Origin of the sequence: Streptomyces sp. NPDC059564 (genome assembly GCF_042735575.1) — a bacterium.
Lineage (GTDB): Bacteria > Actinomycetota > Actinomycetes > Streptomycetales > Streptomycetaceae > Streptomyces.
In genome coordinates, this window is sequence record NZ_JBHWBP010000163.1 from 1 (window position 1) to 15,733 (window position 15,733).

At 70.8% G+C, this 15,733-nt stretch carries 13 protein-coding genes; 9 read left to right on the top strand and 4 right to left on the bottom strand.

Annotated features, from left to right (window positions below):
* Nucleotides 1-41: 41 nt before the first annotated feature.
* Nucleotides 42-1,559 carry a peptide MFS transporter gene (locus tag ACFV0Q_RS24685; protein ID WP_385008535.1) on the bottom strand — a complete coding sequence of 506 codons (1,518 nt, stop codon included), beginning with the start codon at nucleotides 1,557-1,559 and terminating at the stop codon, nucleotides 42-44.
* Nucleotides 1,560-2,028: 469 nt separating this feature from the next.
* On the opposite strand from ACFV0Q_RS24685, the gene ACFV0Q_RS24690 reads away from it, so the two are divergent.
* Together ACFV0Q_RS24690 and ACFV0Q_RS24695 are read left to right on the top strand one after the other, a co-directional pair.
* Complete coding sequence (locus ACFV0Q_RS24690; protein WP_385008536.1) at nucleotides 2,029-2,706, top strand: response regulator transcription factor; 678 nt, start codon at nucleotides 2,029-2,031, stop codon at nucleotides 2,704-2,706.
* A 39-nt stretch (nucleotides 2,707-2,745) separates the two neighbouring features.
* Nucleotides 2,746-4,011: an ATP-binding protein gene (locus ACFV0Q_RS24695; RefSeq protein ID WP_385008537.1), complete on the top strand. Its 1,266-nt coding sequence runs from the start codon at nucleotides 2,746-2,748 to the stop codon at nucleotides 4,009-4,011.
* Between the two features lie 36 nt (nucleotides 4,012-4,047).
* Here ACFV0Q_RS24695 and ACFV0Q_RS24700 read toward each other — a convergent pair whose 3' ends face one another.
* The gene (locus ACFV0Q_RS24700; RefSeq protein WP_385008538.1) at nucleotides 4,048-4,584 is read right to left on the bottom strand and encodes a GtrA family protein; all 537 of its coding nucleotides are present in this window, start codon (nucleotides 4,582-4,584) and stop codon (nucleotides 4,048-4,050) included.
* A 188-nt stretch (nucleotides 4,585-4,772) separates the two neighbouring features.
* Here ACFV0Q_RS24700 and ACFV0Q_RS24705 point away from each other — a divergent pair, with 188 nt between their 5' ends.
* The 4 genes from ACFV0Q_RS24705 (at nucleotide 4,773) to ACFV0Q_RS24720 (ending at nucleotide 9,026) form a co-directional block, all read left to right on the top strand.
* Nucleotides 4,773-5,912: a 5-(carboxyamino)imidazole ribonucleotide synthase gene (locus tag ACFV0Q_RS24705; protein WP_385008539.1), complete on the top strand. Its 1,140-nt coding sequence runs from the start codon at nucleotides 4,773-4,775 to the stop codon at nucleotides 5,910-5,912.
* Nucleotides 5,909-6,451, top strand: a complete 543-nt coding sequence (gene purE / locus ACFV0Q_RS24710; RefSeq protein ID WP_385008540.1) for a 5-(carboxyamino)imidazole ribonucleotide mutase — start codon at nucleotides 5,909-5,911, stop codon at nucleotides 6,449-6,451. Before ACFV0Q_RS24705 ends, purE begins: the two co-directional genes overlap by 4 nt.
* Nucleotides 6,448-7,626: a dipeptidase gene (locus ACFV0Q_RS24715; RefSeq protein ID WP_385008541.1), complete on the top strand. Its 1,179-nt coding sequence runs from the start codon at nucleotides 6,448-6,450 to the stop codon at nucleotides 7,624-7,626. Before purE ends, ACFV0Q_RS24715 begins: the two co-directional genes overlap by 4 nt.
* Nucleotides 7,627-7,934: 308 nt before the next feature.
* Complete coding sequence (locus ACFV0Q_RS24720) at nucleotides 7,935-9,026, top strand: dipeptidase (protein ID WP_385008542.1); 1,092 nt, start codon at nucleotides 7,935-7,937, stop codon at nucleotides 9,024-9,026.
* Here the strand turns inward: ACFV0Q_RS24720 and ACFV0Q_RS24725 are convergent.
* Both ACFV0Q_RS24725 and ACFV0Q_RS24730 read right to left on the bottom strand, forming a co-directional pair.
* Nucleotides 9,023-10,354 carry a glycosyltransferase 87 family protein gene (locus ACFV0Q_RS24725; RefSeq protein WP_385008543.1) on the bottom strand — a complete coding sequence of 444 codons (1,332 nt, stop codon included), beginning with the start codon at nucleotides 10,352-10,354 and terminating at the stop codon, nucleotides 9,023-9,025. The two genes, ACFV0Q_RS24720 and ACFV0Q_RS24725, sit on opposite strands and share 4 nt — an antisense overlap.
* Nucleotides 10,355-10,588: 234 nt before the next feature.
* Nucleotides 10,589-11,932 carry a UDP-glucose dehydrogenase family protein gene (locus ACFV0Q_RS24730; RefSeq protein WP_385008544.1) on the bottom strand — a complete coding sequence of 448 codons (1,344 nt, stop codon included), beginning with the start codon at nucleotides 11,930-11,932 and terminating at the stop codon, nucleotides 10,589-10,591.
* A gap of 194 nt (nucleotides 11,933-12,126) precedes the next feature.
* Here ACFV0Q_RS24730 and ACFV0Q_RS24735 point away from each other — a divergent pair, with 194 nt between their 5' ends.
* The 3 genes from ACFV0Q_RS24735 (at nucleotide 12,127) to ACFV0Q_RS24745 (ending at nucleotide 15,688) form a co-directional block, all read left to right on the top strand.
* Entirely contained in the window at nucleotides 12,127-13,284 is a 1,158-nt protein-coding gene (locus tag ACFV0Q_RS24735; RefSeq protein ID WP_385008545.1) for an acyl-CoA dehydrogenase family protein, read from the top strand.
* A 491-nt stretch (nucleotides 13,285-13,775) separates the two neighbouring features.
* On the top strand, nucleotides 13,776-14,858 hold the full coding sequence (locus ACFV0Q_RS24740) for a sugar phosphate nucleotidyltransferase (protein WP_385008546.1): 1,083 nt from the start codon (nucleotides 13,776-13,778) through the stop codon (nucleotides 14,856-14,858).
* Nucleotides 14,859-14,971: 113 nt separating this feature from the next.
* Nucleotides 14,972-15,688 carry a polyprenol monophosphomannose synthase gene (locus tag ACFV0Q_RS24745; RefSeq protein WP_385008547.1) on the top strand — a complete coding sequence of 239 codons (717 nt, stop codon included), beginning with the start codon at nucleotides 14,972-14,974 and terminating at the stop codon, nucleotides 15,686-15,688.
* The last annotated feature ends 45 nt before the right edge of the window (nucleotides 15,689-15,733 follow it).

The window sequence follows — 15,733 nt, forward strand, 5'->3', positions numbered from 1 at the left end:
AGGGTGTGCCGGGCCGTCGCGTCGTACGGGGGGTGCGTGCGTCAGTGCACGCCGCCCATGAGGGCCTTGACCTTGTTGCGGTACGCGTAGACCGCGAAGCCGGCCAGGACCGCGGCGAACGCCTGGAAGGCGATCACCCAGGTGCCGTTGAGGTCCACGCCGCCGATGGACAGGAGGCTGGTGATGCAGTCACCGGCGGTGACCGCGAGGAACCAGACGCCCATCATCTGGGAGGCGTACTTCTGCGGGGCCATCTTCGTGGTGACGGAGAGGCCGACCGGGGAGACGCACAGCTCACCGATGGTCTGGATCATGTAGATCGAGACCAGCCACATCGGGGAGACCTTGGCGTCGCCGCCCGCCATGTTCATCGGGACGATGAAGACGAAGAAGGAGGCGCCGATCAGGACCAGGCCCATCGCGAACTTCACGATGGTGTTCGGCTCCTGGTTCTTGCGGGCCAGCCACAGCCACAGCCAGGCGAAGACCGGAGCCAGGGCCATCACGAAGAGCGGGTTCAGCGACTGGTACCAGGTGGCCGAGAAGCCGAGGCCGAAGACGGTGTCGGCGGTCTTGTCATCGGCGAACAGGGACAGGGTGGAGCCACCCTGGTCGTAGATCATCCAGAAGACGGCGGCGGCGATGAAGAAGAAGATGTACGCGGTCATCTTCTTCTGCTCGGTGCCCGACAGGTCCTTGTCGCGCTTGATGCGCGTCAGCACGGCGATCGGGATGAACAGGCCGGCCAGCGTCAGCGGAACCAGGGCCCAGTTCAGGGTGTAGGCACCCAGCGCGACCACGGCGCCGTAGAAGACGGCGATGCCCAGGGCCGCGAGCGCGACCTTGGTGAGGACGGCCTTGCGCTCCTCCGCGGACAGCGGGTTCGGGACCAGGCTGCTCTTCGGGCTCAGGTGCTTGGTGCCGAGCAGGAACTGGGTGAGGCCCAGGCCCATGCCGACGGCGGCGAGGGCGAAGCCCAGGTGCCAGTTGTGCTCCTTGCCGACCGTGCCGACGACGAGCGGGGCGACGAAGGCGCCGAGGTTGATGCCGACGTAGAACAGCGTGAAGCCGCCGTCACGGCGCGGGTCCTCGGGACCGTCGTACAGGTGGCCGACCATCGTGGAGATGTTGGCCTTCAGCAGGCCGGAGCCCACCGCGACGAGGATCAGACCGACGAAGAACATCGCCTGGCCCGGCAGGGCCAGCGACAGGTGACCACCCATGATCACGAAACCGGCGATGGCGACCGTCTTGCGGGCACCCCAGACGCGGTCACCGAACCAGCCGCCAGGCATGGCCATCAGGTAGACCATCGAGACGTACACGGAGTAGATGGCCGTGGTCGTGGCCGCGGTCATCGCCAGACCGCCGCCCTGGCTGCCCGTGGCGGCGTCGGCGCCCCCCGAGACCAGGTAGTACACGAGGAGGGCGCGCATGCCGTAGTAGGAGAAGCGCTCCCACATCTCGGTCATGAACAGAGTGGCCAGGCCACGGGGGTGGCCGAAGAAGGTCTTTTCGGCGGACGGAGTCGCCGAATCCTTCGTCAGGCTGGAAGCCATGGTCGATCCTTGCTTGGTCGGGACGCTTGGCTTCGTGAGCTGGTTAGCGCCCGGTGGGGGGTGGCCGGCACCGGCAGACGGGTGTTCCACCCCACGCCCTGGGGTCTCGCCTCCGGTCGGGAGACGAAGGAACAGCAGTCACCGGGATCCACGCCTCGAACGCACCATCGCGTTCGGGGCCCGGCCCACAGGTCATTCACTGTCATCTGGGCCGGATGAAACCGACCAGAGCAGAATTTGAGGTCTTTGGCTCGCTTTTCGGCACAAAGATCCCCTGGGTAGTGCATCAGGCGTCCCGTCACCATACGACAGGACACTGCGGCATATGGAAGGACTTGAGATATGGATCACAGGATTCCAGGGAACCGATTGATCATATTCGAAGGCCGTTAGTAGTTCATAAGCCCAGATAGAAAGGGGTCTGCGGGCAGGCGCTTCCTTTCAGCCGCCGCGGACTACCATCACCCACATGACGCGTGTACTGCTCGCCGAGGACGACGCATCCATCTCGGAACCCCTGGCCCGCGCCCTGCGCCGGGAGGGCTACGAGGTCGAGGTCCGCGAGGACGGCCCCACCGCTCTGGAAGCCGGACTGCAGGGCGGCGTCGACCTCGTCGTCCTGGACCTCGGACTGCCCGGCATGGACGGCCTGGAAGTGGCCCGGCGCCTGCGCGCCGAGGGCCACGGCTTCCCGATCCTGGTCCTGACCGCCCGGGCCGACGAAGTCGACACGGTGGTCGGCCTCGACGCCGGCGCCGACGACTACGTGACCAAGCCCTTCCGGCTCGCCGAACTGCTGGCCCGCGTCCGGGCCCTGCTCCGGCGCGGCGCCACCGACGCCGGCCAGGCCCCCGCCACCCACGGCGTGCGCATCGACGTCGAGTCGCACCGCGCCTGGATGGGGGAGGAGGAGCTCCAGCTCACCGCCAAGGAGTTCGACCTCCTGCGCGTCCTGGTCCGCGACGCCGGCCGGGTCGTCACCCGCGACCAGCTGATGCGCGAGGTCTGGGACACCACCTGGTGGTCCTCCACCAAGACCCTCGACATGCACATCTCCTGGCTGCGCAAGAAGCTCGGCGACGACGCCGCCAACCCCCGCTACATCGCCACCGTCCGGGGCGTCGGCTTCCGCTTCGAGAAGAGCTGAGCGAGGGCCGACCCCTCCCCTTAGGGCATCCTCTAAGCCATGCGCCGCCGCCTGATCAACTCCACGCTCGCCGTGGTGCTCGTCGTGATCGCCGTGTTCGGGGTCTCCCTCGTCATCGTGGAGACCCGGACCATCACCAGCAGCGCCCAGGACCGGATCGGGTCCGAGGCGCTGCGGCTGCTGGGCATCGTCGAGGCGGAGGTCCTGGAGAACAAACCGGTCGACGCCTCCGCGCTCGCCGAACAGCTGGACCTCGGCACGTACGCCCGCATCAGCGTCCCCGGCCGGCCCGCCGCCGAGGTCGGCGACCGGATCCCCGAGAGCGTGATCCGGGCCACCGCCCGCGGCGAGCAGGGCGAGATCGTGACCGTGGAGGCGTCCCGCTCCACCGTCACCAAGGAGGTCGGACGCACCCTGGCGGTGGTCGGCGCCGTGGCGCTGCTGGCGGTCGTGGCGGCCGTACTGCTCGCCGTGCGGCAGGCCAACCGGCTGGCCTCCCCGCTCACCGACCTCGCCGAGACCGCCGAGCGGCTGGGATCGGGCGACCCGCGGCCCCGGCACAAGCGCTACGGGGTCCCCGAGCTGGACCGGGTCGCCGACGTACTGGACTCCAGCGCGGAGCGCATCGGCAGGATGCTGACGGCCGAGCGGCGCCTGGCCGCGGACGCCTCCCACCAGCTGCGGACCCCGCTGACCGCGCTGTCGATGCGGCTGGAGGAGATCACGGTCACCGACGACCTGGAGACCGTACGGGAGGAGGCCACCATCGCCCTCACCCAGGTGGAGCGGCTCACGGACGTGGTGGAACGGCTGCTCACGAACTCGCGGGACCCGCGGACGGGCTCGGCGGTCCCCTTCGACCTCGACGAGGTCGTCAAACAGCAGGTGGAGGAGTGGCGGCCCGCCTACCGCAGCGCCGGGCGGGCCATCGTGCGCTCCGGGAAGACGGGGATGCGGGCGGTCGGCACCCCCGGGGCGGTCTCCCAGGTCCTGGCGACGCTGGTGGAGAACGCACTGATGCACGGGGGCGGCACGGTCGCGCTGCGCACCCGGGTGACCGGCAACCAGGCGGTACTGGAGGTCACGGACGAGGGCCCCGGCGTCCCCCCGGACCTCGGCAACCGGATCTTCGAGCGGGCCATCAGCGGCCGCAACTCCACCGGGATCGGCCTCGCGGTCGCCCGGGACCTCGCGGAGGCCGACGGCGGCCGGCTGGAGCTGCTCCAGAGCCAGCCGCCGGTGTTCGCGCTGTTCCTCAGCCGCACCGCGCCGGAACGGCCGGAGCCGGCCCAGACGGTGCGCTAGCCCGCCGGGCGGAGCGGGCGGTGGTGCTTCGCGGTGCTACTTCGCTGCCGGGACCACGGGCTCGGCGGCGCGGGACGCGGCCGACGCCTCGTGACCGTCCCGCTGCTCGACGACCAGCGAGTGCGCGACGGGCGTGGGCAGGGCCTGGAACACCCAGGTCCGGTAGGACCAGAAACGGAACACGGTCGCCACGGCCATGCCGAGGAACTTGAAGACGTTGTTCTGCAGCGAGCTGTCCCAGCCGAACCCGTACGTCGCCACGTAGAGCACGCCGCTCTCGATGACCATGCCGATGACGCTGAACAGCACGAACAGGATCATCTCGCGACGACGGCTGCCGAGGTCGCGGTCACGGTACGTGAAGTAGCGGAACCCGATGTAGTTGGTGACGATGGCCACCACGATGGCTATGACGTTCGCCCGCACGATCTGGAGGTCGGTCGTGCTCCGGAGCAGGTTGAACACACCGAAGTTGACCAGGACGCCCAGTCCGCCCACCGCGCCGAACTTGATGGCCTCCCGGGCGAGACCGCGGAAGCGCTCGGACAGCGGTGCTGCTTTCGGCGTGCTCATGTGATCCTTCAGTCCCTGTCCGTCGTCGTCGCCCCGCGCTGGAGCGTCACTCGATTTCGTCAACCCAGCCATGTTAAGTGTCGCCCCCGGGGTCCGTACGTGCCTTCGCACCCCCTGCGACGCACGGCACACCGGGTATCCGCCAGGCCACGTCCGGATGGTGGAATACCGGCGTCTACCCTGGAGGGGTGACGTTCCCGGTAGTCGGCATGGTCGGCGGCGGACAGCTCGCCCGCATGACCCACGAGGCGGGCATCCCCCTCGGCATCAGATTCAAGCTCCTCAGTGACACCCCACAGGACTCGGCGGCCCAGGTCGTGAGCGACGTCGTCATCGGCGACTATCGCGATCTGGAGACACTGCGCGCCTTCGCGCGCGGCTGCGACGTGATCACCTTCGATCACGAGCACGTGCCCACCGAACACCTCCGGGCCCTGGAAGCGGACGGCATCCCCGTCCGCCCGGGGCCCGACGCGTTGGTGCACGCCCAGGACAAGGGGGTGATGCGCGCCAAGCTCGACGAGATCGGCGCGCCCAGCCCCCGCCACCGGATCGTGAGCGATCCGGCGGACGTGGCGGCCTTCGCGGACGAGGTGGGCGGCTTCCCCGTGATCCTCAAGACGGTGCGCGGCGGGTACGACGGCAAGGGCGTGTGGTTCGTGCGCACGCCCGAGGACGCGGAGGCCCCCTTCAGGGCGGGCGTCCCGGTCCTCGCGGAGGAGAAGGTCGAGTACGTCCGCGAGCTCGCGGCGAACATCGTCCGCTCCCCGCACGGCCAGGCCGTCGCCTACCCCGTCGTCGAGTCCATCCAGGTGGACGGCGTGTGCGACACGGTGATCGCCCCCGCCCCGAACCTGTCGGAGGCCCTGGCGGGCGAGGCCCAGGCCCTCGCCCTGCGCATCGCGCAGGAACTCGGAGTGACCGGCCACCTGGCCGTGGAGCTGTTCGAGACCACCGACGGCCGCATCCTCGTCAACGAACTGGCCATGCGCCCGCACAACAGCGGCCACTGGACCCAGGACGGTGCCATCACCTCCCAGTTCGCCAACCACGTCCGCGCGGTCCTGGACCTCCCCCTGGGCGACCCCCGCCCCCGGGCCCGCTGGACGGTCATGGCCAACGTGCTCGGCGGGGACTACCCCGACATGTACGCGGCGTACCTCCACTGCATGGCCCACGACCCGCAGCTGAAGATCCACATGTACGGCAAGGACGTGAAACACGGCCGCAAGGTCGGCCACGTCAACACCTACGGCGACGACCTGGACGATGTGCTGGAGCGCGCACGTCACGCTGCCGGCTACCTCAGAGGAACGATCACAGCATGAGCACTTCGTCCGCGGGCGCCAGCCCCGTCATCGGCATCGTCATGGGATCCGACTCCGACTGGCCGGTCATGGAGGCCGCCGCGAAGGCGCTGGACGAGTTCGAGATCCCGTACGAGGTCGACGTCCTCTCCGCCCACCGGATGCCCCGCGAGATGGTCGCGTACGGCGAGCAGGCCGCCGGCCGCGGGCTGAAGGCGATCATCGCGGGTGCGGGCGGGGCCGCCCACCTGCCCGGGATGCTCGCCTCCGTCACCCCGCTGCCCGTCATCGGGGTGCCGGTGCCGCTGAAGTACCTCGACGGCATGGACTCGCTGCTGTCGATCGTCCAGATGCCCGCCGGAGTTCCCGTCGCCACCGTCTCCGTCGCCGGGGCGCGCAACGCGGGCCTGCTGGCCGTACGGATGCTGGCCGCGCACGACCAGGAGCTGCTGACCCGGATGCGCGACTTCCAGCAGGAGCTGAACGACCAGGCCACCGAGAAGGGCAAGCGGCTGCGGGCGAAGGTCTCCGGCGCGGCCTCCTTCGGATTCGCCAAGTGAGCGCGGCGCGGCGCCTGGAGGAGGCGCGGAGCCTGCTCGCCGAGCATCCCGTCGTCGACGGCCACAACGACCTGCCCTGGGCGCTGCGCAACCAGGTCCGCTACGACCTGGACCGGCGCGACATCGGCGCCGACCAGTCCGCGTACCTGCACACCGACATCCCCCGGCTGCGCGCCGGCGGGGTCGGCGCGCAGTTCTGGTCCGTCTACGTACGGTCCGACTTCGCGGGCGACGAAGCGGTCAGCGCCACCCTGGAGCAGATCGACGCCGTCGGCCAGCTGATCGACCGTTACCCGGGGACCCTGGTGCGGGCGCTGACGGCCGACGACATGGAGGCGGCCCGCGCCGACGGCCGGATCGCCTCCCTGATGGGCGCCGAGGGCGGCCACTCCATCAACAACTCCCTCGCCACCCTGCGGGCCCTGCACCAGCTCGGCGTGCGGTACATGACGCTCACCCACAACGACACCATCGACTGGGCGGACTCGGCGACCGACGAGCCCCGGCACGGCGGGCTCACCGACTTCGGCCGCGAGGTCGTCCGCGAGATGAACCGCGTCGGGATGCTGGTGGACCTCTCGCACGTGGCGGCGACGACGATGCGCGACGCGCTCGCCGTGTCGTCGGCGCCGGTGATCTTCTCGCACTCCTCGGCCCGGGCGGTCTGCGACCACCCACGCAACGTCCCCGACGACGTGCTGGAGCTGCTGGCGGCCAACGGCGGGGTGGCGATGGCGACCTTCGTGCCGAAGTTCATCCTCCCGGCAGCCGTCGAGTGGACCGCGGCGGCCGACGAGAACCTGCGCGCCCACGGCCTCCACCACCTCGACACCTCCCCCGAGGCGATGGCGCTGCACCGCGCCTTCGAGGAGGCCCGGCCGCGTCCGGTGGCCACGGCCGCCACGGTCGCCGACCACCTGGACCACATGCGCGAGGTGGCCGGCGTCGACCACATCGGCATCGGCGGCGACTACGACGGCACGGCCTTCACCCCGGCCGGGCTGGACGACGTCGCGGGCTATCCGAACCTGATCGCGGAGCTGCTCACGCGCGGCTGGTCCCGGGCCGACCTGGCCAAGCTGACCTGGTCGAACGCGGTACGGGCGCTGCGCGACGCCGAATCGGTGGCCCGCGCGGAATCGGCCTCCAGGGGCCCGTCGAACGCCCACCTATAACCAACCGGACCCCGCCCCAGCCCCACCGCCCGGCCGGCTCCAGCCCCGCCGGCCGGATCCAGCCTCGCCGGCGTTTGAGGCGCGGGGTCTGGGGCGGAGCCCCAGGGTCTTTCAGCCGCGCCGGCGCCTGAGGCGGGAACGGAGGAAGGGCGGGGCGGGGAGCAGCCCGCGCAGCGGCAGCCCCCACCCCCGCCCGGCCAGGGCCAAGGCCGGCCACCCGAACGCCACACCCGCCGGGCGGCAATCGCGTCCCACATGTCACGGTGGCACCAGCCCTCCCTGCTGCCGCCGAGACCGGAGCGAATGCCATGGCCGACCTGCAGGACGACCCGCACGCCGCCCCCGCCTTCCCCGTCGGCCCCGGCTCCGTGGGCGCCCCGGACGCACCCGCCCCCGCGGCGGCGGCCGGCGCCCTGGACCGGGCCACCGCGCTGCTCGCCGAGCATCCCGTGGCGGACGGCTGCAACACCCTCATCTGGACCCTGCGCCAGAGCCCGTACCACGACATCGACACCCCCGACACGGGCGTGGACACCGACATCCCACGACTGCGCGCCGGAGGAGTGGGCGCCCAGTTCTGGTCGCTGCTGGTGCCGCCCGGCGACCCGCGCCAGGGCGCGGCGGCCGACCAGGTGGTGTCCGACACCCTGGAACAGATCGACGCCGGGCTCGCCCTGATGCGCCGCTATCCCGACAGCCTCTGCCTCGCGCTCAGCGCCGACGACCTGGCGGACGCCCGCAACCGGGGCCGGATCGCCTCGTTCCTGGGTCCCGTCTCCGGCCGGACGCTGACCGGATCCCTGGGCGCGCTGCGGGCCTTCCACGCGCTGGGCGTACGGATCCTCGCGCCGGCGGGGGCGCCCTGGGCGGACGGGGAGCTGACGGCCTTCGGCCACGAGGTGGTCAAGGAGCTGAACCGGCTGGCGATGCTGGTGGACCTGACGGGCTGTTCCCCGCTGGTGGCCTGCCGCCTCGCGGGGGCCTCGAAGGCTCCGGTGATCGTCTCGAACACGGGGGCGGCGGTGCTCAATCCGCACCCGGGGAACGTCACCGACGAGGTGCTGCTCGCGCTACGGGCCGCGGGCGGCCTGGCGATGGTCACCTTCGACACCGCGCGGACCGGGGACTCCCTGCACGCGGTGGCTGACCACCTCGATCACGTACGGGCGCTCGCGGGCCCGGAGTGCGTGGGCCTGGGGTCCGCCTTCGGCGCGGAGGGGGACACCCCCCACCCGGCCGGGCTCACCGACCCCTCGGGGTACCCGAAGCTGCTGGCGGAACTGCTGGAGCGGGGCTGGCCGGAGACCGACCTGGCCCTGCTCACCTGGGGCAACGCCCAGCGGGTGCTGCGCGACGCGGAGTTCACGGCCCGCGCCGCACAGCACCGTAAAACGCCTTAGACGGACGCGGACGCCGACGCCGGCACGGACTGCTGCTGCGCGGCCAGGTCCTTCTTGGGCAGCACGGTCGCCTTCCACAGGCGCAGGCCGGACCACACGGTCGCGTAGAGCAGCAGACCGTTGCGCGCGCACAGCAGGATCGTGCCGAGCGTGGTGTTGCGCAGGATGTCCGAGCCGTACCAGACCGGGAAGATCAGCGTGGTGAGCGCCGTGGCGGCCACGAGCAGCCAGGCGATCGGCCGCTGGGTGGTGTGCCGGGAGGTCAGGCAGACCGCGGCGAGGCCGAGCAGCCAGATCATGTACTGCGGGCTGATCACGCGGCTGGTGACGGTGAACACCATGATGGCGCAGAGCGCGGCGTCGAAGGGCGTCGCGGTCGACCAGCGGTTGGCCTTCACGCGCCACAGCAGGAGCAGCGCGAAGCCGATCACGGTCAGCGCGAGGGAGGCCCGCGCGATGCTGGAGACGTACGGGCCGACGTACTCGAAGGCCCCGTACTGGAAGTTGATCTTGCCGGGCCAGAGGCCGACGAGGCGGGCCGCCATCAGCGCGCTGCCGCCGAGGGACTCGACCTGCACGCCGCGGTCGCCCTGGTTGCCCAGGAAGCCGAGCGTGTCGCGGAACAGCGCGGCGAAGACGGCGAGCAGCGCGACGCAGGAGAGCGCGGCGGCGATGAACGCCTCGCGCGTCGACTTGCCGCGCGGGGTGCCGAGCAGGGTGAGCAGCGGCCACACCTTCACCATGGCGCCGATGCCGGCGATGACACCGCCGAGCTTCGGGCGGTAGCGCAGGCAGAGCAGCGAGGCGACGGCGAGCAGGGTGACCTGGACGTCGTAGCGGGCGAACGGGGTGGCCATCAGCATCGGCAGCGCGACGAGCCACACGAGGGCTCCGGCCATGCTGCCGTCATTGCGGCGGGCGGCGCGCATGAGGCCGACGAGGATCACACCGTCGCAGAGCACCGTCAGGGCGACGAAGGCCTGGAAGTAGGTGAGGAACGGCAGCAGGTCGGGCGAGAGGAAGATCGCCGCGGCTGCCGGGGGGTACTGCCACATGATGTCGTTGTGCGGCATCGTCCACGTGACGAGGACGTTGTACCAGTTGTGGTAGGTCGCGGTGATCTCGACTCGGACGACGTTCGAACTGTAGAAGTCGTTGACGAGCATCCAGAGCATCGCGGCCCGACTGGCCAGCCAGAAGCCCGCGATGCCCAGAAGGGCGCCGCGTCCTCGCATGGCTGCTTCGAAGGATCCCCGCCGGTCACGCGTGGCGGGCGCCGCCGTCGCAGATGCGGTGGGGTTGGTCGGAGGGCTGCTGGTCGTGGTCATCGGCGCGAAGTCTACCCAGTCATTTATTCCACTTACTTGACTGTGCCCCAACAAAAGGGTTACGGGGACCACCGCCCAGGTCAGCCCCCGCACCCCCAATTCCCTTACGCGTGCGGCCGTCCCATGGCCCGGTACGTCCCCTTCTTGACGCGCCGCTCGCGCGGCTCGGCCCTGGCGGGCCTCCCCGGCTTCGCGTCGCTGCGCCGGACTCCGTCCGTCGGGGGCCGGGCGGGGCTACGCGTGCGGCCGTCCCATGGCGCGGTACGTCCAGCCGGCCGCGCGCCAGAGTTCGGGGTCGAGGGCGTTCCGCCCGTCCAGGATCAGCCGGTCGGTGACGGTCTCGCCGAGTGCCGCCGGGTCGAGGTCGCGGAACTCGCGCCACTCGGTGAGGTGCAGGACGACCTCCGCGCCGCGGGCCGCCTCCAGCGCGGAGTCGGCGTACCCCAGGGTGGGGAAGACGCGGCGGGCGTTGTCCATGCCCTTGGGGTCGTAGACGGTGACCTGGCCGCCCTGGAGGTGGATCTGCCCGGCCACGTTCAGCGCGGGCGAGTCGCGGACGTCGTCGGAGTCCGGCTTGAAGGTGGCACCGAGCACGGCGACCCGCTTGCCGAGGAAGGACCCGCCCACGGCATCCCGCGCCAGCTCCACCATGTGCCCGCGGCGCCGCATGTTGATCGAGTCGACCTCCCGAAGGAAGGTCAGCGCCTGGTCCGCGCCCAGCTCGCCCGCCCGCGCCATGAACGCCCGGATGTCCTTCGGCAGGCAGCCGCCGCCGAAGCCGATCCCGGCCCGCAGGAACTTCTTGCCGATCCGCTCGTCGTGGCCGATGGCCTCCGCCAGCTTGACCACGTCGCCGCCCGCGGCCTCGCACACCTCCGCCATCGCGTTGATGAAGGAGATCTTGGTGGCGAGGAAGGAGTTCGCGGCGGTCTTCACCAGCTCGGCGGTCGGGAAGTCGGTGACCACCAGCGGGGTCCCCTCCGACATCGGGGTCTCGTACACCTCGCGCAGCAGCTTCTCGCCGCGCTCGCCCTGTACGCCGATCACGATCCGGTCGGGGTGCAGGGTGTCCCGCACCGCGAAGCCCTCCCGCAGGAACTCCGGGTTCCAGGCCAGCTCCACGTCCGCGCCCGCCGGGGCCAGCTCCGCGAGCTTCGCCGCCAGCCGCTGCGCCGAGCCCACCGGCACGGTGGACTTGCCGACGACCAGCACCGGCCGCGTCAGGTGCGGGGCCAGGGACTCCATCGCCGCGTCCACGTACGACATGTCACACGCGTACTCGCCGTGCTTCTGCGGGGTGTTCACGCACACGAAGTGGACGTCGCCGAACTCCCCGACCTCCTCCCAGGAGGTGGTGAACCGCAGCCGCCCGGTCGAGCCCGGCAGCCCGGCCACGTGCGAGGCGAGCAGTTCCTCCAGCCCCGGCTCGTACATGGGGACCCGCCCCGACGCGAGCAGCTCGATCTTCTCCGGGACCACGTCCAGCCCGAGCACCTCGAAGCCCAGCTCGGCCATCGCGGCGGCGTGCGTCGCGCCGAGGTAGCCGGTGCCGATCACAGTGATCTTGAGGGGGGCCATGGGTGCTCCAGAGGTGCGGGGCCGTTTGCGGCCACCGAGCATAGTCGCGCCCCTGGCGGGGGACGTTCTCCGGCGGGATCCGCTGTCACGCAGCTCACGTACGCCGTACATATCGCTGCCGGTGGCCGGACACTAAGCTTTGGGTTACTTAACGGTAGTTAGCATCACGCATCATCACTGGGGAGTGAGAGATCTTGGCGGGTTCTGCCGACTTCGACCTGTACCGCCCGGCCGAGGAGCACGACATGCTCCGCGAGTCCGTCCGCTCGCTCGCCGAGGCGAAGATCCTGCCGTTCGCGGCCGCGGTCGACGAGGAGTCCCGCTTCCCGCAGGAGGCCCTCGACGCCCTGGTCGCCAGCGACCTGCACGCCGTCCACGTGCCCGAGACCTACGGCGGCGCGGGCGCCGACGCCCTCGCCACGGTGATCGTGATCGAAGAGGTGGCCCGCGTCTGCGCCTCCTCCTCCCTCATCCCCGCCGTGAACAAGCTCGGCTCGCTCCCGGTGATCCTGTCCGGCTCCGAGGAGCTCAAGGCCAAGTACCTCGGCCCGCTGGCCAAGGGCGACGCGATGTTCTCGTACGCGCTCTCCGAGCCGGACGCGGGCTCCGACGCCGCCGGCATGAAGACCCGCGCGGTGCGCGACGGCGACTTCTGGGTCCTCAACGGCGTCAAGCGCTGGATCACCAACGCGGGCGTCAGCGACTACTACACGGTCATGGCCGTCACCGACCCGGAGAAGCGCTCCAAGGGCATCTCGGCCTTCGTCGTCGAGAAGTCGGACGAGGGCGTCTCCTTCGGCGCCCCGGAGAAGAAGCTCGGCATCAAGGGCTCCCCGACGCGCGAGGTCTACCTCGACAACGTCCGCATCCCCGCCGACCGCATGATCGGCGCCGAGGGCACCGGATTCGCCACCGCGATGAAGACCCTCGACCACACCCGCATCACCATCGCGGCCCAGGCCCTCGGCATCGCCCAGGGCGCCCTCGACTACGCCAAGGGCTACGTCCAGGAGCGCAAGCAGTTCGGCAAGCCGATCGGCGACTTCCAGGGCGTGCAGTTCATGCTCGCGGACATGGCCATGAAGATCGAGGCCGCCCGCCAGCTGACGTACGCGGCCGCGGCCAAGTCCGAGCGCGTCGACGCCGACCTCACCTTCTTCGGCGCCGCGGCCAAGTGCTTCGCCTCCGACGTCGCCATGGAGGTCACCACGGACGCCGTCCAGCTCCTCGGCGGCTACGGCTACACGCGCGACTACCCGGTGGAGCGCATGATGCGCGACGCGAAGATCACGCAGATCTACGAAGGCACGAACCAGGTCCAGCGCATCGTCATGGCGAGGAACCTGCCGTAACGGGCGTTCCCGACCCGCACGGACGACACGAGGCCCCCGGCACCCCGCCGGGGGCCTTGCTGTCGGCTGGGTCACGCCGTCGGGCCGTCAGGCCCGGCCGCAGGGGCAAGGGTTCGTAACGGGTTGCCGACAGGTTCGGAACGGCTGGTCGTCAACCGGGTGGGGCGGGGCACCCTTCCGTGCCGGGATCGTTCGCGGCGGGTTCGGGGGCCGGATGCGGGCCGTAGCGGGCGCTCCCGTTGGACGCAAGGCTCTGACCAGCGGTGATGGGGAAGGCGGCGCGCGGAGGGTCGTGGTGCGGGCCCTGTATAGGGGACAGCCGCGTACGACGTGGTCCGATGTGCCGCAATCCGCCCGTCTCCGCGCGGGCACCCGCCCGTAACCGGAACGTGGCCGCGGGCGGCCCCGGCGGACCCGCCTCCGGCCTTCGCACGTCCCCGGATGGGCTAAATTTGAACCTTCGTACGCCCGAACCGGTTGGGGAGAAAACAATGACGGAAGCGATCCTGCTGGTTGGCGGGCAGGGGACGCGACTGCGCCCCGTGACGGTGAACACCCCCAAGCCGATGGTTCCGGCGGCCGGAGTTCCCTTCCTCGCCCACCAGATAGCCAGGGCCGCCGCCGCCGGTGTCACCCACATCGTGATGGCCACCTGCTACCTCGCCGAGGTCTTCGAGCCCTACTTCGGCGACGGCTCCGACTTCGGCATCACCCTCGAGTACGTCGTCGAGGACGAGCCCCTGGGCACCGGCGGCGCCATCCGCAACGCGGCGCAGCGCCTGACCGGCGGCCCGGACGCGCCCGTCCTCGTCTTCAACGGCGACATCCTCACCGGCCTGGACATCGCCGGCCTGGTCGAGTCCCACCAGGCGGCCGACGCCGACGTCTCCCTGCACCTCGTGCGGGTCGAAGACCCGCGCGCCTTCGGCCTGGTGCCCACCGACTCCGAGGGGCGGGTGCTGGCCTTCACCGAGAAGCCGCAGACCCCCGAGGAGATCATCACCGACCAGATCAACGCCGGCTGCTACGTCTTCCGCCGCAGCGTGATCGACTCCATTCCGGCCGGCCGATCGGTATCCGTCGAGCGCGAGACCTTCCCCGGTCTGCTCGACTCCGGCGCCAAGCTGCACGGCGTCACCGAGGACACGTACTGGCTGGACCTCGGCAAGCCCGAGTCCTTCGTGCAGGCCTCCGCCGACCTCGTGCGCGGCGTCGTGGCCTCCCCGGCCGTTCCCGGCCCCCGCGGCGAGGCCCTGGTGCTCCCGGGTGCCGTGGTGGCGGACGGAGCCAAGCTGTCGGGCGGTACGGTGGTGGGTGCCGGCGCCCGGATCGAATCGGGTGCGGTCGTCCAGGGCTCGATCGTGCTGGACGGTGCGACCCTCGGCCCGGACACGGTGGTGAGCTCCAGCCTCATCGGCGCCGGCGCCTCGGTGGGTTCGCGCACGGTGGTGAACGGCGCGGTCATCGGTGACGGTGCCGTGGTAGGAGCCGACAACGAACTTCGCGCGGGGATGCGGGTGTGGTGCGAGGCCGAACTGCCCGCCGCCGCCGTCCGCTTCTCCTCCGACCGGTGACCAACTTCAGTGAGGCACAACCTGTGATAGGCGAGCAGCAGACTCCCCGCACGACCGACGTCGCAACCACGAAGCTCCCCGACACCTGGGCGCACACGCCGCTCACCGTGGTCATGCCCACGTACAACGAGGCGGGCAACCTGCCGGGCATGGTGGAGCTGCTGATGGGTCTCGACCAGCCTGGCCTGCGCCTGCTGATCGTCGACGACTCCTCGCCCGACGGCACCGGCAAGATCGCCGACGAGCTCGCCGAGGGCTTCGTCACCGAGGACGGCAAGCCGCGCATGTCGGTCCTGCACCGCACCGCGAAGGACGGCCTCGGCCGCGCCTACGCGGCCGGCATGGCCAAGGCCGTCGAGGACGGTGCCGAGTACGTGCTCCAGATGGACGCGGACGGCTCCCACCCGGCCGGCAAGATCGCCGAGATGCTGGGCGTCGCCCGTTCCACCGGCGCCGGTCTCGTCGTCGGCTCCCGCTACGTGCCGGGCGGCACCCTCTCCGACGCCTGGGGCGCGCACCGCAAGCTGCTCTCCCGCTGGGCGAACGCGTACGCGAGCACCATCCTCGGCACCCGCGTCCGCGACATCACGGGCGGCTTCAACCTGTGGAGCGCCGACGCGCTGAAGGCGATCGACCTCGCGTCGATCGGCAGCGCCGGCTACAGCTTCCAGGTGGAGATGAAGTTCAAGGCCCTGCGCCGCAACTTCCAGGTGATGGAGGTCCCGATCCACTTCGAGGACCGCACCGTCGGCGAGTCCAAGATGAACCTGGCCGTCCAGCTGGAGTCCATCGCCATGCCGTGGAAGCTCCGCGCCCGCGCCGGCAAGTAATCACGCGTACGTACGGAGAAGAGGGGCACCCCCCGGGGGGTGCCC